General features: G+C 73.4%; 21 protein-coding genes. 15 read left to right on the top strand and 6 right to left on the bottom strand.

Features of this window, described 5'->3' with window-relative positions:
* Positions 1–55 precede the first annotated feature (55 nt).
* The 9 genes from RR3_RS10315 (at position 56) to RR3_RS10275 (ending at position 10,054) form a co-directional block, all read left to right on the top strand.
* Complete coding sequence (locus RR3_RS10315) at positions 56–598, top strand: Rv1476 family membrane protein (RefSeq protein ID WP_010595067.1); 543 nt, start codon at positions 56–58, stop codon at positions 596–598.
* A 337-nt stretch (positions 599–935) separates the two neighbouring features.
* Complete coding sequence (locus RR3_RS10310) at positions 936–2,831, top strand: NlpC/P60 family protein (protein WP_064066733.1); 1,896 nt, start codon at positions 936–938, stop codon at positions 2,829–2,831.
* A gap of 148 nt (positions 2,832–2,979) precedes the next feature.
* Positions 2,980–4,137, top strand: coding sequence for an AAA family ATPase (locus RR3_RS10305; protein WP_010595064.1), 1,158 nt, complete (start codon positions 2,980–2,982; stop codon positions 4,135–4,137).
* Positions 4,134–5,087 (top strand): DUF58 domain-containing protein, encoded by a 954-nt coding sequence (locus RR3_RS10300; RefSeq protein WP_010595063.1) that lies wholly within the window; start codon positions 4,134–4,136, stop codon positions 5,085–5,087. Before RR3_RS10305 ends, RR3_RS10300 begins: the two co-directional genes overlap by 4 nt.
* Positions 5,084–6,064: a VWA domain-containing protein gene (locus RR3_RS10295; protein ID WP_064066661.1), complete on the top strand. Its 981-nt coding sequence runs from the start codon at positions 5,084–5,086 to the stop codon at positions 6,062–6,064. Before RR3_RS10300 ends, RR3_RS10295 begins: the two co-directional genes overlap by 4 nt.
* A gap of 79 nt (positions 6,065–6,143) precedes the next feature.
* Positions 6,144–6,893, top strand: a complete 750-nt coding sequence (gene fabG1 / locus RR3_RS10290) for a 3-oxoacyl-ACP reductase FabG1 (protein ID WP_010595061.1) — start codon at positions 6,144–6,146, stop codon at positions 6,891–6,893.
* A 50-nt stretch (positions 6,894–6,943) separates the two neighbouring features.
* Entirely contained in the window at positions 6,944–7,756 is an 813-nt protein-coding gene (gene inhA / locus RR3_RS10285; RefSeq protein ID WP_064066662.1) for an NADH-dependent enoyl-ACP reductase InhA, read from the top strand.
* A gap of 9 nt (positions 7,757–7,765) precedes the next feature.
* Positions 7,766–8,830 carry a ferrochelatase gene (locus RR3_RS10280; RefSeq protein ID WP_010595058.1) on the top strand — a complete coding sequence of 355 codons (1,065 nt, stop codon included), beginning with the start codon at positions 7,766–7,768 and terminating at the stop codon, positions 8,828–8,830.
* Positions 8,831–9,010: 180 nt separating this feature from the next.
* A complete protein-coding gene (locus RR3_RS10275) occupies positions 9,011–10,054 on the top strand; it encodes a hypothetical protein (RefSeq protein WP_064066663.1) in 1,044 nt (347 codons plus the stop codon).
* Here the strand turns inward: RR3_RS10275 and RR3_RS10270 are convergent.
* Entirely contained in the window at positions 10,045–10,854 is an 810-nt protein-coding gene (locus RR3_RS10270; protein WP_010595056.1) for an Rv1486c family protein, read from the bottom strand. The two genes, RR3_RS10275 and RR3_RS10270, sit on opposite strands and share 10 nt — an antisense overlap.
* Before the next feature lie 106 nt (positions 10,855–10,960).
* Between RR3_RS10270 and RR3_RS10265 the strand changes: the two genes are divergently transcribed.
* The 3 genes from RR3_RS10265 (at position 10,961) to RR3_RS10255 (ending at position 13,506) form a co-directional block, all read left to right on the top strand.
* A complete protein-coding gene (locus RR3_RS10265) occupies positions 10,961–11,782 on the top strand; it encodes a DUF3097 domain-containing protein (RefSeq protein ID WP_048773516.1) in 822 nt (273 codons plus the stop codon).
* Positions 11,783–11,844: 62 nt separating this feature from the next.
* Complete coding sequence (locus tag RR3_RS10260; RefSeq protein WP_003934930.1) at positions 11,845–12,276, top strand: NfeD family protein; 432 nt, start codon at positions 11,845–11,847, stop codon at positions 12,274–12,276.
* Positions 12,277–13,506 carry an SPFH domain-containing protein gene (locus RR3_RS10255; RefSeq protein WP_010595054.1) on the top strand — a complete coding sequence of 410 codons (1,230 nt, stop codon included), beginning with the start codon at positions 12,277–12,279 and terminating at the stop codon, positions 13,504–13,506. It begins immediately after the preceding gene.
* An 82-nt stretch (positions 13,507–13,588) separates the two neighbouring features.
* Here the strand turns inward: RR3_RS10255 and RR3_RS10250 are convergent, their stop codons facing one another.
* Genes RR3_RS10250 through RR3_RS10240 form a run of 3 tightly spaced genes read right to left on the bottom strand, consistent with a single transcriptional unit; the run spans position 13,589 to position 15,412 of the window.
* A complete protein-coding gene (locus RR3_RS10250; protein WP_064066664.1) occupies positions 13,589–14,122 on the bottom strand; it encodes a hypothetical protein in 534 nt (177 codons plus the stop codon).
* A complete protein-coding gene (locus RR3_RS10245) occupies positions 14,119–14,700 on the bottom strand; it encodes a hypothetical protein (protein ID WP_064066665.1) in 582 nt (193 codons plus the stop codon). The genes RR3_RS10250 and RR3_RS10245 overlap by 4 nt, the downstream gene beginning before the upstream one ends.
* 31 nt (positions 14,701–14,731) lie before the next feature.
* Positions 14,732–15,412 carry a TVP38/TMEM64 family protein gene (locus RR3_RS10240; protein WP_082061252.1) on the bottom strand — a complete coding sequence of 227 codons (681 nt, stop codon included), beginning with the start codon at positions 15,410–15,412 and terminating at the stop codon, positions 14,732–14,734.
* Positions 15,413–15,659: 247 nt separating this feature from the next.
* On the opposite strand from RR3_RS10240, the gene mutA reads away from it, so the two are divergent.
* Genes mutA through meaB form a run of 3 tightly spaced genes read left to right on the top strand, consistent with a single transcriptional unit; the run spans position 15,660 to position 20,798 of the window.
* Positions 15,660–17,525 carry a methylmalonyl-CoA mutase small subunit gene (mutA, locus tag RR3_RS10235; RefSeq protein ID WP_064066666.1) on the top strand — a complete coding sequence of 622 codons (1,866 nt, stop codon included), beginning with the start codon at positions 15,660–15,662 and terminating at the stop codon, positions 17,523–17,525.
* Positions 17,526–19,772 (top strand): methylmalonyl-CoA mutase, encoded by a 2,247-nt coding sequence (scpA, locus tag RR3_RS10230; RefSeq protein ID WP_064066667.1) that lies wholly within the window; start codon positions 17,526–17,528, stop codon positions 19,770–19,772. It begins immediately after the preceding gene.
* A gap of 6 nt (positions 19,773–19,778) precedes the next feature.
* On the top strand, positions 19,779–20,798 hold the full coding sequence (meaB, locus tag RR3_RS10225) for a methylmalonyl Co-A mutase-associated GTPase MeaB (RefSeq protein ID WP_040271567.1): 1,020 nt from the start codon (positions 19,779–19,781) through the stop codon (positions 20,796–20,798).
* A gap of 28 nt (positions 20,799–20,826) precedes the next feature.
* Here the strand turns inward: meaB and RR3_RS10220 are convergent, their stop codons facing one another.
* Positions 20,827–22,206 carry a CoA transferase gene (locus RR3_RS10220; RefSeq protein WP_174557567.1) on the bottom strand — a complete coding sequence of 460 codons (1,380 nt, stop codon included), beginning with the start codon at positions 22,204–22,206 and terminating at the stop codon, positions 20,827–20,829.
* Positions 22,207–22,228: 22 nt separating this feature from the next.
* A complete protein-coding gene (locus RR3_RS10215) occupies positions 22,229–23,173 on the bottom strand; it encodes a sulfite exporter TauE/SafE family protein (protein WP_010595045.1) in 945 nt (314 codons plus the stop codon).
* Positions 23,174–23,200: the final 27 nt, after the last annotated feature.

The following is a 23,200-nucleotide window of genomic DNA, read 5'->3' as shown; positions in this document are numbered from 1 at the left end:
CGTAGGGTACGAACGGCGCCGCACGAGCGGTGGCCGTCGAGTACCACGGAGAGAGATGTCTGCGCCCCTGCCACGTGTCCTGACGCCGTCGGCCACCGACCTCCCGCCGGGCGTCTCGCTCGAGCAGGTCCTCGCCGAGCTCGCCGACGACCAGGTCTCGGCACCCCCGGAGCGCGTCGACGATCTCGTTGCCGTCGTCGAACGCGCGCAGCAGCACGGGATCGACCTGAGCATCGTCGTGCTCGACCGCGATCCGCGTCTCGATTCGCAGCTGCGCGACCTCGCCACGGACGTCGCCGGCGAGGACGGCGGCACCGTGCTCGTGCTCAGCCCCGGCTGGGTGGGCGCGCACAGCGACAGCATCGATCGGGTGGTTCTCGAGTCCGCGCAGGACCGCACCTACACCGGCGACCCGGTCGTCTCGGCGTCGAATTTCGTCGACGCTCTCACCGAGCCCGCGCCGCCCTGGACGTTGCTCACGGTGCTGCTGCTGCTCGCGGTCGCGGGCGCGGCCGGGGCCACGTATCTCGCCAAGGCGGTCCGTCGCCGTCACGACACCGACACGACGACGGCGGCCGCCGACCGGATCCCGCGCTGACGCGACGGAGAATTTTCGCCCCCGACTGTGGCCGTCGTCACAGCTCAGGCCGTTGACACAGGTCTCAGTACGCTTCCGTCTTCTGTGACTGGAGTTTCCTCGGGGTGCGAAGTGTCGTACGGTGCACTTGGCGCTCTTGGGGAAGGGGTGTCACACATACCCGGTGCCGGGTTGCGGTGCGAACCGTGAGTCGACGCCGGGCCGTCGAGCGGTGCAACCGCGGCCTCGTCCGTGGTGGATCGCTGCTGCACCGACCCCTTTCCCGGTTGCGCTCGGGTGCGTCCCGCCGGCGCGACCGAGGGAGGGCGATGTGAGGCGTAGCGGAATACGGCAGGCGATGTCCCGGCAGTCGTCGCGGACGCCCCGAAGACGCCGGTTGCCCCGCACGGCGCGGCTGGTCCTCGGCATCGGCCTGGCCGCCTCGCTGATCGCCGGCACTGCCGCGTCCGCCGGGGCGGTCCCGCCCCCGCCACCCAATCCGAGCGATGCCGATCTCGCGGCCGCCGGGGGTGCCGTCGCCGCCGGGCTGGACCAGGTGGGCGGTCTCATCCTCCGCATCGCCGCAGCCGACCAGCACCTCGCCGAACTCGAGAACCAGGTGGCGATCAAACGGGAGAACGTCAACCGCGCCCTGGTCGACCTGCAGTCCGCCCGCGACGCCGCCGACGCCGCCGCCCACGCCGTCACCCTGTCGCAGCAGGCGCTGAAGGACGCGGGCACCCGGATCCGGCAGGCCCAGCAGGACTTCGACGCCTTCGCCCGCGACAGCTACGTCCAGGGCACCAATGTCGCCTCGCTCGCCTCGTTCATCGGCTCCACCGGGCCCGACGATCTGCTCGACCGCGCCCAGATCATGCGTCTGCTCTCCGCGGGCCGCACCGCCGTCCTCGACGCGCTCGAACGTGCCCGCACCGAGCAGGCCAACCGGGACTCGCGAGCGCGCGCCAGCAAGCAGGAAGCGGACGCCGCCGCCGCGGCGGCGGAGGAACGTCGTGCCGCCGCCGAGGCCGCCATCAGCGAGGCGCGCACCGCGCTGGCCGCGCAGACGGCCGAGAAGCAACGCATCGAACAGGACCGCGCACAGGCGCAGGCCGAACTCGACCGGGCCCGCGGCACCGTCACCGGACTCGAGGGTCAGCGCGCGCAGTATGCGGAGTGGGATCGGCAGCGGCAGGCCGAGGAGGCCGCGACGGCGGCGGCCGAGGCTGCCGCGCGGCAGGCGGCGGCCGACGCCGCCCGGCGCGTCGCCGCCGACTCCGACGCCAATGCCCGCGCGGCCGAGTTGGCCAACGGGCAGCGCCCCCACACCCAGATCGACGGCTACGTGCGGCCCCAGGCCGCGGCCGCCGACTCCGGCGAGTCCGAGGTCGGGTTCGAGTCGCCGCTGCCGCCGACCTCCGGCACGACCCGGCCTGGGCGCGCCACGTCCGGGCAGGACGGATCGGACGCCGACGAATCCGGTGTCGACGAATCCGGTGCCGACGAATCCGGTGCCGACGGATCCGGCGCGGACGGGTCGGGTACGGGCGGGCCCGATACCGATGGTGCGGGGACCGGCGGCTCGGGCACCGACGATTCGGGCACCGACGATTCGGGCAGCGACGGTTCGGGCACCGATGGTGCGGGCACCGACGGCTCGGGCACCGGCGGCTCGGGCGACTCGTCGACCGACGGCAGCGACGAGTCCGGCTCCGAGGACGCGACGAGTCCCGACCGCGCCGACCCGGTGGTGGAGGAGGACACCACCACCACTCCGCCCACCCGCAGCCGGCCCCGGACCAGCCCCGAGCGGGGCTCGACCCTCACCGGCGCGGCCGCCGTCGAGACGGTGATCGACCGGGCGATGTCCCAGATCGGGGTGCCCTACGCGTGGGGCGGTGGCGACGAGAACGGTCCGACCCTCGGCATCCGCGACGGCGGCGTCGCGGACAGCTACGGCGACTACAACAAGGTCGGCTTCGACTGCTCCGGGCTGATGATCTACGCGTTCGCCGGGATCGGGATCTCGCTGCCGCACTACACCGGCTACCAGTACACCGCCGGCGAGCAGGTGCCGTCGGCTCAGATGCGCCGCGGCGACATGATCTTCTACGGCCCGAACGCCAGCCAGCACGTGGGCCTGTACCTGGGCGACGGGCAGATGATCGAAGCCCCGCAGTCGGGTTCGCACGTGAAGATCTCACCGGTACGCTGGGACGGCATGACCCCGTACGTGGTACGGATGGTGTCCTGACACACTGCTCCCACCCGGCCGGAGGAGGCTCGTCCGACACCGGTGACCGCGGGCACCGGCTCGGCGACGGCGCCGACGTCCGCCACCTGGAATAGTGGTGTGGGTAGGTGACTTCCAGCAGCAACGAGGCGAAAGCGGTGGATTCTTGGTGACCTCACGCGAGGGTGGCACGTCGGGCACGGCAACGTCGGACGCGAAGACCGCCGCGTCCGCCCCGACCGGGGAGGCGGGCCGCACGTCGGACCAGGCACACGATGTGCGGCTGCTCGAACAGGCCATCTACGAGGTCAAACGGGTGATCGTCGGTCAGGACCGGCTCGTCGAGCGGATGCTCGTCGGCGTCCTCGCCCGCGGCCACGTGCTGCTCGAGGGGGTCCCCGGCGTGGCGAAGACCCTCGCCGTCGAGACGTTCGCCAAGGTCGTCGGCGGATCGTTCTCGCGGGTGCAGTTCACCCCCGACCTCGTGCCGACCGACCTCGTCGGCACCCGCATCTACCGGCAGGGCCGCGAAGCCTTCGACACCGAACTCGGCCCCGTCGTGGCGAACTTCGTGCTCGCCGACGAGATCAACCGTGCCCCGGCGAAGGTGCAGTCCGCCCTGCTCGAGGTGATGGCCGAACGGCACGTCACGATCGGTGGCCGGACCTTCCCCATGCCGGACCCGTTCCTGGTGATGGCCACCCAGAACCCGATCGAGAACGAGGGCGTGTATCCGCTGCCGGAGGCGCAGCGCGACCGGTTCCTGTTCAAGGTCCTCGTCGACTACCCCACGGTGGAGGAGGAACGCGAGATCGTCTACCGCATGGGGGTGGCGGCACCCGAACCCAAGCAGATCCTCGACAGCGACGAGTTGATCCGCCTGCAGCAGGTCGCCAACCGCGTGTTCGTCCACCACGCCCTCGTCGACTACGTGGTGCGGGTCATCTTCGCCACCCGCGCTCCCGGCGAGATCGGCCTCACCGAGGTCGACGGCTGGATCGCCTACGGAGCGTCCCCGCGGGCGACGCTCGGCATCATCTCCGCCGCGCGGGCCCTGGCGCTGCTGCGCGGCCGCGACTACGTCGTGCCCCAGGACGTCGTCGACGTCATCCCGGACGTGCTGCGGCACCGGCTGGTGCTGTCCTACGACGCCCTCGCCGACGACGTCTCGCCCGACCAGATCATCGCCCGCATCCTGCAGACCGTCGGCATGCCGCAGGTGGCCCCGCAGGCCGAACCGCCCGTCCCCGCCCCGGCGCCGGTCGGGGTCGCGGCCGCGCCGGCGGCAGGGATGCCCGGGCCGGAGGCCGGTGCGGGGCAGCGGTGAGCCGACGCCCCCCGGTCACTCCGCCGACCTTCCGTTCCGGCGAGCTGCGTGACCCCGCCCTGACTGCGGCGCTGCGAACCCTCGAGCTGACGGTGCGGCGCCGCCTCGACGGCGTGCTGCACGGCGACCACCTCGGACTCATCCCGGGCCCCGGCTCCGAGCCCGGCGACGCCCGCGAGTACCAGCCCGGCGACGACGTGCGCCAGATGGACTGGTCCGTCACCGCTCGCACCACCCACCCGCACGTGCGGCAGACCGTCGCCGACCGCGAGCTCGAGACGTGGCTGGCGATCGACCTCTCGCCCAGTCTCGACTTCGGCACCGGGGTCTGTGAGAAGCGGGACCTCGCCGTGGCCGCCGCCGCCGCGGTCGGCTACCTCGCCGGCGGCGGCGGCAACCGGATCGGCGCGGTGGTCGGGACGGGGGCGCACACCCGCCGCGTGCCCGCCCGCGGCGGCCAGCTGCACACGCAGGCGATGCTCCGCGCCATCGCGACGACCCCGCACGCCCCCGACGGCACCCGCGGGGACCTGCGCGGCCTGATCGAGTCGCTGCGGCGCCCGCAGCGGCGCCGCGGCCTCGTCGTCGTCGTCAGCGACTTCCTCGGCCCCCTCGACTGGGAACGGTCGCTGCGTGCCCTCTCCGGCCGGCACGACCTGCTCGCGGTGGAAGTCCTCGACCGCCGCGATCTCGAACTCCCCGACCTCGGCGACGTCGTGCTGCACGACCCCGAAACCGGGCGCACCCGCGAGTTCACCACCACCGAGCAGCTGCGCGCCGACTACGCGCGCGCCGCCACCGAACACCGCGACGCCGTCCGCCGGGCGGTCCGCAGCTGCGGCGCCCCCCTGCTGAGCCTGCGCACCGACCGCAACTGGATCGACGACGTGGTCCGGTTCGTCGCCGCCCGCCGCCACAGCTTCGGCGCGCCCGTGAAGGGGGCCCGGTGAGCATCTCCGACTTCACCGCGCCGTGGTGGCTGCTGTTCCTGTTCGTCGTCCTCGCCCTCGCCGCCGGGTACGTGGCGGTGCAGCGCCGCCGCATGCGGCACACGCTGCGGTTCACCAACTTCGAACTGCTCGAGAAGGTGGCGCCGCAGCGGCCCGGCCGCAGCCGGCACGTCCCGGTCGCGTTGCTGCTGGCCGGTCTCGCGTTGCTCACCGTCGCCGCGGCCGGGCCCACCGCCGAACAGCGGGTCCCGCGCAACCGCGCCACCGTCGTCCTGGTGATCGACGTGTCCTTGTCGATGCAGGCCACCGACGTCGAGCCGACCCGTCTGGCCGCCGCGCAGGCGGCCGCCAAGTCCTTCGCCGACGACCTGACACCCGGCATCAATCTCGGCCTGGTGGCGTTCTCCGGCACCGCGTCGGTGCTCGTCTCGCCCACCACCAACCGGGAGGCCACCAAGACCGCGATCGACAACCTGCAGCTGAGCGAACGCACCGCCACCGGCGAGGCGATCTTCACGGCCCTGCAGTCCGTCGACACCCTCGCCGCGGTGCTCGGCGGCGGCGACCAGGCACCCCCGGCCCGGATCGTGCTGCTCTCGGACGGCAAGCAGACCGTCCCGGAGAGCCCCGACGACCCACGCGGGGGATTCACCGCCGCCCGGCAGGCCGCGGACAAGGACGTGCCCGTCTCGACGATCTCCTTCGGCACCGAGTACGGCACCGTCTCGATCGAGAACGAACGCATCCCGGTTCCGGTGGACGATCCGTCCCTCAAGGAGATCGCAAACCTCTCCGGCGGCACCTTCTTCACCGCATCGAACCTGCAGGAACTCGAGGACGCCTACAACACCCTCGAGGAACAGATCGGGTACGAGACCACCCGCGGGGACGCCAGCCGCCCCTGGCTGATCCTCGGCGTCCTCGCCGTCACCGGTGGGGTCGGCGCCGCCCTGCTGCTGCGCCAACGCCTGCCCTGACCTGCGTAGCAGCCGGTCCGCCCGCCGCTCGGGGCGCCTTGTTACCGACCCGTACCGCCACCAGATAGGGTTTGACCCCATGACTGACGCAAGCAGCCCCGCCGGATCGCCGCGCCCCGCGGCCACCCCCCGCTCGGTTCTCGTCACCGGTGGCAACCGTGGCATCGGCCTCGCCGTCGCCCGCCGCCTGCAGGCGGACGGCCACAGGGTCGCCGTCACCCACCGCGGCTCCGGCGCCCCGGACGGGCTGTTCGCCGTCCGCTGCGACGTCACCGACAGCGACTCCGTCGACGCCGCGTTCAAGGAGGTCGAAGAGCACCAGGGACCGGTCGAGGTTCTGGTCGCGAACGCCGGCATCACCGACGACACGCTGCTGATGCGGATGACGGAGGACCAGTTCACGAAGGTCGTCGACGCCAACCTCACCGGTGCGTTCCGGTGCGCGAAGCGCGCCAACCGCGCGATGCTGCGAGGGCGCTGGGGCCGGATGATCTTCCTCGGCTCGGTCGTCGGCATGGCCGGTCAGGCGGGGCAGATCAACTACGCGTCCTCGAAGGCCGGCGTCATCGGCCTGGCCCGCTCGGTGACCCGCGAACTCGGCTCGCGGTCGATCACGGCCAACGTCGTCGCGCCCGGCTTCATCGAGACGGACATGACCGCCGAACTCTCCGACGACGTCCGCGACACCGCGAAGAAGTTCATCCCGCTGCAGCGTCTCGGCAGACCCGAGGACGTCGCCGCCGTCGTCAGCTTCCTCGCGTCCGACGACTCCGCGTACGTCTCCGGCGCGGTCATCCCCGTCGACGGCGGCCTCGGCATGGGCCACTGACACCGGCGCACGCCACCACATCCGAAACTCACTGGAGGACCGACACACTCATGGGCGGACTGCTCGAGGGCAAGACCATTCTCGTCACCGGCATCATCACCGACGCCTCCATCGCCTTCCACACCGCGAAGGTCGCGCAGGAACAGGGCGCGAAGGTGATCATCACCGGCTTCGACCGGCTGCGCCTGATCGACCGCATCGCGCAGCGGCTGCCGCAGCCGGTGCCGCCGGCCCTCGAACTCGACGTGCAGAACACCGAGCATCTCGCCACCCTCGCCGACCGGGTGTGCGAACTCGCCCCCGACGGCCTCGACGGCGTGGTGCATTCGATCGGGTTCGCGCCCCGCTCCTGCCTCGGCAGCCCGTTCCTCGACGCGCCGTGGACCGACGTCGCCGTCGCCCTCGAAGTGTCCGCCTACTCCTACGCCGCACTGGCCAAGGCGCTGCTGCCCGTTCTCAGCGACGGTGCGTCCCTGGTCGGCATGGACTTCGACCCGGCCCGGGCCGTGCCCTTCTACAACTGGATGGGCGTGTCCAAGGCCACCCTCGAGTCCGTCAACCGCTACGTCGCCAAGGAGGTCGGCGGCCGCGGCATCCGTTCCAACCTCGTCGCCGCCGGCCCGATCAAGACCCTCGCCGCCAAGGCCATCGCCGGCGACGCCACCGGTCCCGGGGCGGAGATGAACCGGCTCAACGAGGGCTGGTCCGCGGCCGCCCCGATCGGCTGGGACGTCGAGGATCCGACGCCCGTCGCCAAGACCGTGTGCACGGTGCTCTCGGATTGGCTGCCCGGCACCACCGGGTCGATCGTCTACGTCGACGGGGGCTTCCATTCCCAGGTCGGCTTCGGTGCCGGCGCCTAGGGTCGAGCCATGACCCGTACCCCCGAGCCGTACGACGCGCTGCTGGTGCTCTCGTTCGGCGGCCCGGAAGGGCCGGACGACGTGCGCCCGTTCCTCGAGAACGTCACCCGCGGGCGGGGGGTGCCACCCGAACGCCTCGACGAGGTCGCCGAGCACTACCTGCACTTCGGCGGTGTGTCCCCGATCAACGCCCTCAACCGCGACCTCATCGCGCGTCTCGAGGTGGATTTCGCCGCCGCCGGGCTGGACCTGCCGATCTACTTCGGCAACCGCAACTGGCACCCGATGATCGAGGACACCGTCGCGGCCATGCGCGGCGACGGGGTGCGCAACGCCCTGGTGTTCCCGACCTCGGCCTGGGGTGGCTATTCGGGGTGCCGGCAGTATCACGAGGACATCGCCCGCGCCCGCGCCGCCGTCGGCGACGACGCGCCCGCGCTGACCAAGCTGCGGCACTTCTACGATCATCCGCTCTTCCTCGCCGCCGTCGCCGACGCCGTCGCCGCGGCCCGGGCCCAGCTGCCCGCCGACCGTCGCGACGCGGCGCGCCTGGTGTTCACCGCGCACTCGGTGCCCACCGCCGCCGACGCCACCGGTGGCCCCCCCGATCTGGGTGGGCACCTCTACAGCCGGCAGGTCGCCGAGGCGGCCCGCCTGGTCGCCACCGCCACCGGCACCGGCGACCACGACCTGGTGTGGCAGTCCCGGTCCGGACCCCCGCAGGTGCCGTGGCTCGAGCCGGACATCGTCGACCACCTCGACGCTCTGCACGCCCGCGGCATCGACGCGGTCGTCGTCGTGCCGGTCGGATTCGTCTCCGACCACCTCGAGGTCGTCTGGGATCTCGACACCGAGGCGCGCGACCGGGCCGCGGAACTCGGCATGGCATTCGTCCGCGCCGCCACCGCCGGCACCGACCCGCGGTTCGTGCAGATGGTGCGTGAGCTGGTGCGCGAACGCCTCGACGGTGCCGCCCCCGTGCGGCGCGGCACCGAACCGCTGCTCGGCGTCGGGTGCAACGGTGAGCTCTGCGCCCCCGAATGCTGCCGGCCCCCGGCACGGCCGCGCCGCTGACCGGGCGGGCCCGGCCCGCGGGCCCGGCCCGCGGGCCCGGCGTGCGGGCTCCGGCCGACAGCCACCACCTGCCGCGCCGGGTCGACTCGCCGACCGTGCTGCCCGGTGCCCCGAGCCGGACGGGCAGGCGGTCGCGCCGATATCGGGCTCGGCCGCCACGACCCGGGGGAAGATGTCGGCATGACCGTCGACGACGCCGCCCTCACCCGCGTCGAGGTCTTCCTCGTCGCCACCGTCGCGACCGTGCTCGTCACCCGCAGCTACCTCGCCGCGACCGGCTATCCGCAGATCGGCGGCGGCACCCTGCACATCGCGCACGTGCTGTGGGGTGGGCTGCTCATGGCCGTCGCCCTCGTCGGCGCCCTGATCCGGCACGGCAGCCGGGTGCGGATGCGCGCCGCGCTGCTCGGGGGGATCGGCTTCGGGCTGTTCCTCGACGAGGTCGGCAAGTTCCTCACCACCGACGTCGACTACTTCTTCCGGCCCGCCGTGGCCGTGATGTACGTGGTGCTCGTCGCGTTCTACCTCGGTGCCCGCGTGGCACTGGCGCGGCGCGGCCCGACCGACCGGCAGCGCCTCGCCGTCGGTCTCGAGGCGCTGACCGATCTCGTGCTCGGCCGGCTCGACGAGCTCGGGCGCCGCCGCGCGCTGGACGTCCTGGCAGGGGTTCAGGATCCGGCGCAGCGTGAGCTGGCCGGCTCGGTACGGGCCGCGCTGGCCGCGCCGGTCGCGGCGACGACCGGATTCGACGGGCGCATCGCCGCGGCCCGGGACCGGATCGAGCACCGGGTCACGGCCTGGGCGGCGACCGCCGCGGCCCGCCGGCTCGTGCTGGTGGTGTTCGCCGTGCACGCCGCCCACACCCTCGTCGGACTGGCGATCGTACTGGCCGGGTCGGGGTGGGAGGCCGAGGACGCCGGCATCTCCGAGATCGGCGCCGAACTCTCCGGTGCCGTGAGCGCCGTGCTGATCGTGGCCGGACTCTGGCAGTTCGCGCGGCACCGCGATCTGCCCGCGCTGCGGCTGCTGTACGCCTCCGTCGCGGTGAACCTGCTCGTCACCCAGGTGTTCCTGTTCGACCTGCGCCAGTTCGGCGCGCTGGCCGGGTTCGCGGTGTCGTTGCTGCTGCTGATCGTGGTGCGGGCGGCGATCCGGACGGAGAAGAGCGCCATCGTGCCGGGGGACGTCCCGGGCGGGGTGTCGCCGGCAGTGCGTCAGGCGTGATGGCCGGCCCGGACCGTGGCCGCCACCGCCCCGAGCCGGGCGGCGCGCACGGCGGCCCACAGCGGGCGCAGCGCCTGCTCCCGCGCCGCCTGCCCGGTGGCCGAGGCCGCGTCGGGTTCCGCGCCGCGGCCGGCGACGGTGAGGATCGCCGCGACCTGATCGGCCGAGTCGAGGATGCGGGCGGCGCGTTCGGGCATCGACTCCGGATAGCGGTGCCGCGCATGCTCGGCGATCTCGGCTGCGATCTGCTCCCGGGGATCGGCGGCGCGGCCGCCGGCGCCCACGGTCAGCACCCCGCCCACCCTGGTCGCGGCCTCCCGCACCGCCTCGCGCATGGCGAACTCGGCCTCCCCGAGGCCGGGCTCGGCGGGCGGCTCGGGCACCGCCGGGACCGCGAACAGGGTCCAGCGCAGCACGTCCGGGCCCTCCACGGAGGGGACGAAGCCGAGACCGGGTGTTCCGGGTGCGCCCGCGAGCACCGCCTCGCCGGCCGCGACCGCGGCGCGGGCCAGCGCGGTGCCCGGGGGCAGGCCGCGCACGTCGCCGGGGGCGGGCAGCACCAGCCGGATCCCGTCCGCGCCGGCCGGGTCGGCCCGGCGCAGCGCGGTGAGCAGCACGGCGGCGCCGTCGACGGGGGAGCGTGCGGGCACGCCGGAGACGTCGCCGGCGGGCTCGTCGTGGGAGACCACCAGGTGCAGCGGCGCCCAGGCGTGCAGGGCGTCGAGGACGTCGTCGGGCGCGGCGTGTCCGGCCAGCCAGGAACCGGCCCACACCGTCAGGGTCTGACCGGGGGAACTCACGGTTTCCGAGCATAGGCGCCGTCCCGACGGCGCAGTCACGACCGTCGGCGTGCCCTCCCGCGGCTGCGGCCGCGGCGGCCCTAACGTGGCGCGGGTGAGTCCCGACATGTACGGCGGCGACATCTTCGCCGGCCATCCGCGCGCCCGTAGACCCGCAGTTCCCGAGGTGGCTGCCGAGAAGGACCTCGTGGTCGAGGACGCCGCGTCCGGGTGGTGCGGTGCGGTCGTCGGCTTCGAGCGCACCTACGACGGCGACTTCGTCCGGCTCGAGGACGCCGCGCGGCGCACCCGGTTGTTCGCGCTGCGTCCGGCGGCGTTCCTCCTCGACGGCCGCCCGGTGACCCTGGTGCGGCCCACGCCGCGCCCCGCGGCGGCCGGCGCCGCCCGGTCCGCGTCCGGGTCGACGAAGGTCGCCGGGCTGCGGGCGCGGGTCGCGCGCGGCAGCCGGATCTGGGTGGAGGGGGTGCACGACGCCGCCCTGGTGGAACGGGTGTGGGGGCACGATCTGCGTGTCGAGGGTGTCGTGGTCGAACAGCTCGAGGGTCTCGACAACCTGGGGGAGCGGCTCGCCGGGTTCGCCCCCGGTCCCGGTCGCCGGGTGGGGGTGCTCGCCGACCACCTCGTCGCCGGTTCCAAGGAGGAGCGGCTGACCGCGAATCTGGGGCCGCACGTGCTCGTCACCGGGCATCCGTTCGTCGACGTGTGGCAGGCGGTGCGGCCGAAGGCGCTGGGCATCGAGGCGTGGCCGACGATTCCGCGTGGGCAGGACTGGAAGACCGGGGTGTGCCGGGCGCTGGGGTGGGGCAGCCCGCAGGACGGGTGGCGTCGCGTCTATTCGGCGGTGTCGAGCTTCCGCGATCTCGAGGCGCCGCTGATCGGGGCGGTCGAGCAGCTCGTCGATTTCGTCACCGAGCCCGCCGGGGACTGACGGCACCGCGGCCCTGGCCTGCGGTTCCACCCGGGATGTCCGATTTGTGGTTGGATGGCGTCGTGTCGGCATTGATTTGGCTGATCGCCGGGCTGGTGCTCGCCGCCGCGGAGGCGTTGACGGGCGATTTCGTCCTGCTGATGCTCGGTGCGGCCGCTCTGGCCACGGCGGGGGTGTCCGCCGCGACGGACCTGCCGGTGTGGGCCGACGCGTTGGTGTTCGCGGTCTCGTCGCTCGTGCTGCTGGGCGGGGTGCGGCCGGTGCTGCGCCGCCGCTACGCGCTGCCACCGGCGAAGGCGACGAACGTGGACGCCCTGCCGGGCAAGCAGGCGCTGGTGCTCGAGGAGGTGGCCGCGCATTCCGGGCAGGTGAAGCTGGACGGGGAGGTGTGGACGGCGCGTCCGCTCGACGTCACCGAGGTGTACCCGCCCGGCACGACCGTGACCGTGATGCAGATCGACGGCGCGACGGCCGTCGTGTGGAAGGGACCGTAGATGGAAGCGCTGATCGTGCTCGCCGTTGTCGTGGCGTTCGTCGCGCTGGTGGTCGTCAAATCGGTGGCGCTGGTGCCGCAGGCCGAGGCCGCGGTGATCGAGCGGCTGGGCCGGTACTACCGGACGGTGTCGGGTCAGCTGACGTTCCTGGTCCCGTTCGTGGACCGGATCCGGGCCAAGGTGGATCTGCGCGAGCGGGTGGTCTCGTTCCCGCCGCAACCGGTGATCACCCAGGACAACCTCACCCTGAGCATCGACACGGTCGTGTACTTCCAGGTGACGAACCCGCAGGCGGCGGTGTACGAGATCAGCAACTACATCGCGGCGGTGGAGCAGTTGACGGTGACCACGCTGCGCAACGTGGTCGGCGGCATGACCCTGGAGGAGACGCTCACCTCCCGCGACTCGATCAACGGCCAGCTGCGCGGGGTGCTCGACGAGGCGACCGGCCGCTGGGGTCTGCGGGTGGCCCGGGTCGAGCTCAAGAGCATCGATCCGCCTCCGTCGATCCAGGAGTCGATGGAGAAGCAGATGAAGGCGGACCGCGAGAAGCGGGCGATGATCCTCACCGCCGAGGGGCATCGGGAGTCGGCGATCAAGACCGCCGAGGGTGACAAGCAGTCCCGGATCCTGTCGGCCGAGGGTGCCAAGCAGGCGGCCATCCTCGAGGCGGAGGCGGACCGCCAGTCGCGGATCCTGCGCGCTCAGGGTGACCGCGCCGCGAAGTACCTCGAGGCGCAGGGTCAGGCGAAGGCCATCGAGAAGGTGTTCGCGGCGATCAAGTCCGGCCGGCCCACCCCGGAGTTGCTCGCCTACCAGTACCTGCAGACGCTGCCGCAGATGGCGCAGGGCGACGCGAACAAGGTGTGGATGGTGCCGAGCGACTTCGGGGACGCCCTCAAGGGCTTCGCCCGGCATCTCGGCGCCCCAGGCGAGGACGGGGTGTTCCGCTTCGAGCCCAGCCCGGTCGACGAGCGGCTCCCGCGACCGGAGGAGGACACCGACGAGGTGGCCGACTGGTTCTCCACCGCGCGTGATCCGGAGGTCGCGCAGGCCGTCGCCGCCGCGGAGGCCGTCGCCCGCAAACCGGTCGATCCGGCGGTGCACAACCCGACCGGCGCCGAACGCCGGGGCGGGGAGCCCCCGTCGGCGGCGTTGCCGCCGTCCGAGCCGATCACGGGCGGATGGGTGCAGCCGCAGCCCGGGCAACGGCACGGCGAACCCCAGTGACCTGGACCCGGTGACCTGGACCCGGTGACCTGAACCCGGTGACCTGAACCCCGGGACCCGGATCCCGGGGTTGCGCGGCCGCTCAGGTGAGCAGGCCCCGTCCCACCCCGCACACCGCGATCGCCCACAGCACGCTGGTGAAGGTGCCGATGATGAACTGCTCCGAGGCCTGGGGTTCGCGCAGTTCGGGATAACGCGCGAGGCCCTTGACCGCGAGCACGACGGCGATGCCCTCCGGCCATCCGGCCAGGATCGCGGCGGCGACCGCCGCCCGCTCCAGCAGGCCGATCACCCGGCCGCCGCGCAGCGGTCCGGGCGGCGGTTCGGGTCCGGCCGGGGACGGCGGGACCGGTCCCGCATCGGGTTGCCGACGTGCGATGCGGAACGAGGCCAGCACGGCGGGGCCGCCGCCGGTGACCGCCGCCGCGGTCGTGAGCACGAGGGTCGCGGCCAGGGCGACGCCACGGACCGCGGGGGTGGCGGTCGCGGCGAGCGCGGCACCGGCAAGGGCCGCCGCGGCGAGTCCGGCGACGAGCCACACGGGGGTGCCGCGGCGCAGGCCCAGGATCGGGGCCAGCGCGGCGACGGCGAGCAGAACCAGGGTGACGACGGTCAACGATCGGCCCTTTCCAGGAGACGGCGGACGAGGTCGCGGCCGGCCGGTTCGGCCTGCCATCCGGCGGCGGCCAGACGCTGCGACACCGCCTGGGTGCTGATGCCGAGCCGCGTGGCGGCCTCGGCCTGGGTGAGTCCGCGGCGGACGAGTTCGACGGCCTCGTGCCCGGCATCGGAGCGGCGGGTCACCAGCAGCGCCGTCAGGGTGAGGGCGGCGTCCGCGTCGGCGGCCGCGGCGGCGTCCGGTCCCTCCACCGCGACCCGGGCGGGTGCGTTCTTGGCGCGGTCGACGGCGCGGCGGGCATGTTCGAAGGCCGGGCCGCGGCCGGCGCGGGTCTGCGCGGGCAAGGGCTGCTCGACGGGCCCGACGCCGATGCCGACGCTCCAGTGGCCCCGGCGGACGAGGTCGAGGGCGAGATCGACCACGACGGCCGGGTCGGCTGCGACGGCCTGCACCTCGTCGCCGGCGGTGCGTTCGAAGGGGCGGAGCAGCTCGGCGCCGCGCAGCTCGCCGAGCAGGTCCGCGACCCGGTCGACGTCCCGTCGGCTGCCGCGCTGATCGACAGTCAACACGAACATTCATCAAGGATGGAGCCTTGAATAGCAAAAATCAAGCTTCAGGGCTTGATGACACGGTGGTGGTCGCGGGGCGGGGCGCCGGGAGGCGGGACTCGAGCCACAGTCCCGAGGCGCCGACGGCGATGCACACCGCCGAGATCCCCAGGAGCGCGGGATGGGTGCGTCCCGTGAGGGCGTCGCCGAGCAGGACCACCCCTACCGTGCCCGGCAGGATGCCGGCGGCGGTGGCCAGCGCGTACGGGGCCACCCGCACCGACGAGATCCCGCAGCAGTAGTTGACCACCGCGAACGGCAGGGGCGCGATCAGCCGCAGCGACCCCACCGCCAGCCAGCCTCGCCGCGCCAGTCGCTCGTCGACCGCCTGGACCGTGGGGTGGCTCAGATGCTCCTCGACCACCCCGCGGCCGATCGCACGCACCAGCAGCAGCGCCAGCACGGCGCTGACGGTCGTGGCGGCGACGGTCACCGCGATGCCCGTGGCCGACCCGAACAGCACCCCGGCGCTGAGGGTGAAGATCGTGCGGGGGAACGGGGCCACGGTCACCACGGCGTGGATCAGGAAGAACAGCAGCGGAAGCAGCGGCCCGGCCGCCTCGGCCCAGGCGCGCACCTCGGCGACGGACGGGTGGGGCAGGAGCAGGGCGGCGAGTGCGAGGACGGCCAGCGCGGCCGCCGCCGCGAGAATCCGCCGGTCCCGCAGCATCTTCGTCACGACCGGTCACGATACCGGGCTTCGCGCGCCGGGGCGCGGCCGTGCACGGCCGGGTGCGGGGCCCCTCGGGCCGTCACGCCGGCGCCCGGTAGATTCCTTAGGCGACGACATTATCGATCGCTAGGGAAACTGTGGTGATCCCCACAATAGGGGCGGCGTGTATGCGGCTAGCATCACAACGGAATCAGTTTAAGGTTTCCACGGCCGTGTTCGGCGAGCCCGCCCGCTGCGTACGAGAGGACCTCACGTGTCATTAGCTTCAGAAGCCGAGGATGCCGCGCGCGCCTACGCGCAGTGGCAGGAGGCGGTGGCGGGGGTGCTGGCCAAGTCCCGCCGCGTCGACCCCGCGGAGCTCGGACCGGAACCGCAGCGGCTGCTCGAGACCACCACCTACGACGACGTCGCCGTCGCGCCCCTCTACGGCCTGCGCGACGAACGTCCCGAGGCGCCGCTGCCCGGCTCCTTCCCCTTCGTCCGTGGCGGTTCCGCGGTCCGCGACGTCAACACCGGATGGCTCGTCAGCGCCCGCTTCGGCGACACTCCCGGCGAGGTGAACGAGCGCATCCTCGACGCCCTCGAGAACGGCGTCAGCGCCCTGTGGCTGCGTGTCGGCGCGGACGGCATCGCGATCGCCGACCTGCCCGCCGCGCTCGACAGGGTCCTGCTCGATCTCGCGCCGCTCACCCTCGACGCCGGCGCCGACACCGCCGCCGCCGCGGGCGCCCTCTACGCGCTGCTCGATGCGCGCACCGACGTCGCCGAGCGCGCCGCCGTGCGGTTGCATCTCGGGGCCGCCCCGCTGACCAGCGCCTTCTCGGGACGCGCCGACGTCACCGTCGCCCAGGCCGTCGAGCTCGCCCACGCCGCCGCGGGCCGCGCCGAGACCGTGCGGGCCCTCACGGTCGACGGCACCGCATTCCACAATGCCGGGGCCGCCGACGCCGAGGAACTCGGTGCCGCCGTCGCCGCCGGACTCGAGTACCTGCGCGAGCTGACCGGCAGCCGCCAGTCCGCGGCCCGGGCGCTCGGCCAGATCGAGTTCCGGTTCGCCGCCACGGACGACCAGTTCCAGACCATCGCCAAGTTCCGCGCCGGCCGGCAACTGTGGGCCCGCATCGCGCAGGTCGTGGGTGCGGCCGACGCCGGTCACGCCCCCCAGCACGCCGTCACCTCGGCCGCGATGATGACTCAGCGCGACCCCTGGGTGAACATGCTGCGCACCACCCTCGCCGCGTTCGGCGCCGGCATCGGCGGCGCGGACGCGGTCACCGTGCTCCCGTTCGACGCCGCCCTGCCGGCCGGCGCGCTCGGGGTGTCGGAGGCCTTCTCCGCGCGCATCGCCCGCAACACCCAGCTGCTGCTGCTCGAGGAGTCCAACCTCGGCCGCGTCCTCGACCCGGCCGCCGGATCCTGGTACGTCGAGGAACTGACGGCGCAGATCGCGGCCAAGGCGTGGGAGTTCTTCCAGCAGATCGAGGCGGCCGGCGGCTACCGCGCCGCCCTCGACGCCGGCCTGATCGCCGAGCGGATCGCCGCCACCCGCGCCCGCCGCGAATCCGACATCGCCTACCGCCGGACCGCGGTGACCGGCGTCAACGAGTTCCCCAACCTGGCCGAGGCGCCGCTGCCCGCGGAGACCGCCGACGCCGGGGCCGCCGTCGCCCGGTACGCCGCCGCCTTCGAGGCGCTGCGCGACCGCTCCGACGTCCACCTCGCCGCGCACGGCGCCCGGCCCCGGGTGCTGCTCGCCCCGCTGGGGCCGATCGCCGAGCACAACATCCGCACGACGTTCGCCGCGAACCTGCTCGCCTCCGGCGGCATCGAGACGGTCAATCCCGGCCCGCTGTCCGTCGACGACGACAGCATCGCCGCCGCCGTCCGCGACGCCGCCGTCACCGTCGCCGTGGTGTGCGGCACCGACAAGCGCTACGGCGAACAGGCCGGCGCGGCCGTCACCGCCCTCCGCGACGCCGGCGTCGGCACCGTCCTGCTCGCCGGGCCGGAGAAGGCCGTGAGCGAGACCGGCGGCGCCGCGCGCCCGGACGGGTTCCTCACCGCCAAGATCGACGCGATCGCCGCGCTGACCGACCTGCTGAACACCCTGGGAGCGTAAGTGAGCATCGAACACAAGATCGGCAGCTTCGCCGACGTCCCGCTGACGGATCCGGCGGCGCCGGCCCCCGCCGCCCCCACCGAGGAGCAGGCCGCAGCGCTCGTCGACGGGGTCGCCGCCGCCAACCACTACACGACCGAGCAGGTGGTGTGGTCCACGCCCGAGGGCATCGACGTCAAGCCCGTCTACACCAAGGCCGACCGCGACCGGATCGTCGCCGAGGGCTACCCGCTGGACAGCTACCCGGGTCTCGAGCCGTTCGTCCGCGGCCCGTACCCGACGATGTACGTCAACCAGCCGTGGACCATCCGGCAGTACGCCGGGTTCTCCACCGCCGCCGAGTCCAACGCCTTCTACCGGCGCAACCTCGCGGCCGGGCAGAAGGGCCTGTCGGTGGCGTTCGACCTCGCCACCCACCGCGGCTACGACTCGGACCATCCCCGCGTGCAGGGCGACGTCGGCATGGCCGGCGTCGCGATCGACTCGATCCTCGACATGCGGCAGCTGTTCGACGGCATCGACCTGTCGCAGGTGTCGGTGTCGATGACCATGAACGGCGCGGTGCTGCCGATCCTGGCGCTGTACGTCGTCGCCGCCGAGGAACAGGGCGTCAAGCCCGAGCAGCTGGCCGGGACCATTCAGAACGACATTCTGAAGGAGTTCATGGTCCGCAACACCTACATCTATCCGCCCAAGCCGTCGATGCGGATCATCTCCGACATCTTCGCCTACACCAGCGCGAACATGCCGCGCTTCAACTCCATCTCGATCTCCGGCTACCACATCCAGGAGGCCGGTGCGACCGCCGACCTCGAGCTGGCCTACACCCTCGCCGACGGCGTCGAGTACATCCGCGCCGGCCTCGACGCGGGCATGGAGATCGACAAGTTCGCCCCGCGCCTGTCCTTCTTCTGGGCCATCGGGATGAACTTCTACATGGAGATCGCCAAGATGCGCGCCGGCCGCCTGCTGTGGGCCGAGCTCGTCGAGAAGTTCCACCCGAAGTCGGCCAAGTCCAAGTCGCTGCGCACCCACTCGCAGACCTCCGGCTGGTCGCTCACCGCGCAGGACGTGTTCAACAACGTCGCCCGCACCTGCATCGAGGCGATGGCCGCGACCCAGGGCCACACCCAGTCGCTGCACACCAACGCCCTCGACGAGGCGCTCGCGCTGCCCACCGACTTCTCCGCCCGCATCGCCCGCAACACCCAGCTGCTGCTGCAGCAGGAGTCGGGCACCACCCGGCCGATCGACCCGTGGGGCGGCTCGTACTACCTCGAATGGCTCACCCACGAGCTCGCCAACCGCGCCCGCAAGCACATCGCGGAGGTCGAGGAGGCCGGCGGCATGGCGCAGGCCATCTCCGAGGGCATCCCGAAGCTGCGCATCGAGGAGGCCGCGGCCCGCACCCAGGCCCGCATCGACTCCGGCCGCCAGCCGGTGATCGGCGTCAACAAGTACCAGGTCACCGAGGACCACGAGATCGAGGTCCTCAAGGTCGAGAACTCCCGCGTGCGGGCCGAGCAGCTCGCCAAGCTCGAGCAGTTGCGGGCCGACCGCGACCCCGAGGCCGTGCAGGCCGCGCTGGACGCCCTCACCCGCGCCGCCGGCGCGACCGACACCGGGCCGGACACGAACCTGCTGGCCCTGGCCATCGACGCGGCCCGCGCCAAGGCCACCGTCGGCGAGATCTCCGATGCCCTCGAGAAGGTCTACGGCCGCCACCAGGCCGAGATCCGCACCATCAGCGGGGTCTACCGGGACGAGGCCGGAAAGGCGGTCAACATCAGCACGGCAACCGAACTCGTCGAGAAGTTCGCCGAGGAGGAAGGCCGCCGGCCGCGTATCCTCGTCGCGAAGATGGGCCAGGACGGCCACGACCGCGGGCAGAAGGTGATCGCCACCGCCTTCGCCGACCTCGGCTTCGACGTCGACGTGGGACCGCTGTTCCAGACCCCCGAGGAGGTCGCCAACCAGGCGGCCGACAACGACGTGCACGTCATCGGCGTGTCGTCGTTGGCCGCGGGACACCTCACCCTGGTGCCCGCGCTGCGGGAGGCCCTCGCCGAGGTGGGCCGCCCGGACATCATGATCGTCGTCGGCGGGGTCATCCCGCCCGGCGACTTCGACGAGCTGTACCAGGCCGGTGCCGCCGCGATCTTCCCGCCGGGCACCGTCATCGCGGACGCCGCGGTGGGGCTGCTGCACAAGCTCGCCGACCAGCTCGGCCACGACCTCGGGGCCTGACCCGCAATGGGCAGCACCCCCGTCGGCAGTCACACCCGCCGGCCCGCGGTCGACGTCGACGCCCTCGCCGAGGCCGTGCTCGCCAACCGGCGGGCCGGCCTGGCGAAGGCGATCACCCTCGTCGAATCCACCCGCGACGACCATCGGGAGCAGGCGCAGCAACTGCTGCTGCGCCTGCTCCCGAAGGCGGGCGGCGCGATGCGCGTCGGCATCACCGGCGTTCCCGGCGTCGGCAAGTCCACCTTCATCGATGCGCTGGGCATGTACCTGCTCGGCAAGGGGCACCGGGTGGCGGTGCTCGCGGTGGATCCGTCGTCGACCCGCACCGGCGGCTCCATCCTCGGTGACAAGACCCGCATGGCGCGGCTGTCGGTGCAGCGCGACGCCTACATCCGGCCGTCCCCGACGGCCGGCACCCTCGGGGGTGTCGCCAAGGCCACCCGCGAGACGATGGTGCTGCTCGAGGCCGCCGGGTTCGACGTGATCCTCGTCGAGACCGTCGGGGTCGGGCAGTCCGAGGTGACCGTCGCGAACATGGTGGACTGCTTCACCTTCCTGACCCTCGCCCGCACCGGCGACCAGCTGCAGGGCATCAAGAAGGGCGTCCTCGAACTCGCCGACCTGGTCGCGGTGAACAAGGCGGACGGCCCCTTCGAACGCGACGCGCGGGTCGCGGCGCGGGAACTGGCCGGCGCCCTGCGGCTCGTGCATCCGCACGACGCGGTGTGGAAGCCGCCGGTGATCACCATGAGCGGCCTCGAGGGCGCCGGCCTGGACACGTTCTGGGACACCGTCCTCGAGCACCGCCGGGTGCTCACCGCGGCGGGCCTGTTCGAGGAGAACCGGCGCCGCCAGCTGGTGGACTGGACCTGGACGATGGTGCACGACCAGCTGCTGCGCCGGCTCGAGACCAACCCCCGGGTGCGTGCGCTCCGCGGCGACGTCGAACGCGCCGTGCGCGACGGCTCGCTCACCGCGGCGCTGGCCGCCCAGCAGATCCTCGACGCGTTCGACGCCGCACCCTAGACCACCCAGCCCCTAGACCGCCCAGCCCCTAGACCACCCAGCCCCTGGACCACCAGGCCGCCGGATCGCCGCCCCAGGCCCGGGCCGGGAACGGATAGTCCGGGTACTCGGCGAGCACCGGACGGGCCGTGGTCACCGCCGCGTGCGTGGCCACGGTCCGTGGCCCGGGACGCGCCGGCACCGGCGGGTGCGGGTCCCGGCCGGGCGCCTGCAGCAGCCATGCCGCGGTGCGGGCCAGCGCGACCGCCACGTCGCGGCCCCGCCCGTCCCGGTGCCGCGCGGCGAGCGCATCGAGCACCCCGGCCGCCAGCAGGTAGCCGCTCGCGTGGTCGAGGGCCTGCACCGGCAGCGCGCCGGGCGTGTCGGAGTCGCCCTCGGCCACCGCGATCCCGGACGCGGCCTGCACGATCGAGTCGAAGCCGCGACGGGCCGCCCACGGCCCGGACCATCCCCACGCGCACACCCGGCCGTGCACGAGACCGGGCCGGATCGTGCCGGGCGCACCGGTCAGCGCGTCGAGCGCCCCGGGCCGGTAGCCGGTGAGCAGCACGTCGGCGTCGGCGAGCAGACGGCACCACGTCTCCCGCCCGCGACGAGTGTGCAGGTCGAGCAGCGCCGTGCGCTTGCCCTGCCCGTTCTCGGCGTGCTGCCAGGTGATCTCGGGGAGTGCGGGCGGATCGATGCGCAGCACCTCCGCTCCCAGCAGGGCCAGCGCGCGGGCGGCGACGGGCCCGGCGATCACCCGGGTCAGGTCCAGCACCCGGAGCCCGGTCAGGGGCCGCGCCGGATCGTCGCCCGCGACGGTCCGGTCGGCGGTGTCGTCCCGCGCGAGCATCCGGACCAGCGGACCCGTCGCCGCGGCCCGGCCCGGCGGGCTCGTCGCCCACTCGTGCTCGGTGCGCACCCGCACCGCGATCGCGTCGTGCGCGGCGGCCGCGTCCTCGACCGCCGCCGCCGGCAGCTGCCGGAGCCGGGCGGCGCAGCCGGCACGGTCGGTGCCGTCCGGCAGGTCGAGGGCGCGCAGCAGGCGCGCCCGGTGATGCGGGTAGTTCGCGTGGGTGCGCACCCACCCGTCGGCGGCGGCGAAGAACCCGGACAGCGCCGCGAACCCCTGCACGGGCCGGCCGGCCATGCGCAGCATCCGGTCCCCGGCGAACGACGCGGCGATCCGCTCCGGGTCGAGCCGCGCCCCCTGCGGGGCGAGTCCGCGGGCATGGCGGTAGCGGTCGGTGGCCGCCGCGAAGGCCGTCACCGCCCCGGTGGCGAGGTCGGCCACCGGCAGCCGGGCGGTGAGGAACCGCCCGGCCGGGACGCAGTCGATGCCGGGCGCCGGCTCCACCGGGACGTCGAGGCCGGCGGCGGCGAGGGCGGCGCCGTAGGCGTCGAGCACGGCGAGGGGGCTCGTCATGCGCCGAGCGTAGAGCGGGACGCTAGCTCGTGCGGTCCGCGGCCGGCTCCCGCAGTTCGGGGCGGGCCGGCTCGAGGCGCTCGAGCGCCCCGGCGGATTCGGCGCGGGTGAGGCGCGACCGGCGCCACGAGACCGTGAGCAGCGCGATCCAGCCGGCCACGATCAGCAGGTACAGCAGGGTAGTGGCCGTGGCGGAGATCTCGAACGAGGTGCACAGCTTCTGTGCGTTGGTCAACACGATGACGCCGCCGACGGCGGTGCCGAGCAGGGTGGCCGGTACCCGGCTGACCAGCCACGCCGCGATCGGTGCGGCGATGGCCCCGCCGAGGGCGAGACCGGCCACGACGAGCAGGTTGCCGAGCGATTCCCGGCCGAGACCGACGAGGAAGCCGATGCTCGCGGCGAGTGCGACGAGGAACTCGGAGGCGCTGACCGAGCCGATCACGGTCCGGGGGGCCGTCTTGCCGCGGGAGAGCAGGGTGCTGGTCGTGATCGGCCCCCATCCGCCGCCGCCGCTGGCGTCGATGAACCCGCCGAACAGGCCCAGCGGGGACAGGAACTTCGCCGAGTGCGGTGAGGTGCGGGCGTGCGCGACGGCCGGTGGCCGGACCGAGAACCGCAGCGCCACATAGACACCGATGGCGAGCAGGATCGTCGACGTCACCGGGATTGCGGCCGCGGTGGACAGGCTCGAGAGCACCGTCGCGCCGAGGAAGGCGCCGAGCGCGCCGGGCACGCCCAGCTTCGCGACCACCCCCCAGTCCACATTCCGGAACCGCCAGTGCGAGGCGCCGGAGACGAGGGTGGTGCCGACCTCGGCGAGGTGCACGGCGGCACTGGCGTGCGCGGGACCGATCCCGCTGAAGATCAACAAGGTGGTGGCGGTGACCCCGAAGGCCATGCCGAGGGCCCCGTCGACGAGCTGCGCACCGATACCGACGAGCGTGAACACCAGAAGAGCGAACATGCAGAAGACTCCGACCACGAAGGAGCG

The organism is Rhodococcus ruber NBRC 15591 (assembly GCF_001894945.1).
GTDB classification, from domain to species: domain Bacteria; phylum Actinomycetota; class Actinomycetes; order Mycobacteriales; family Mycobacteriaceae; genus Rhodococcus; species Rhodococcus ruber.
This window is presented reverse-complemented; position numbering and strand designations above follow the sequence as displayed.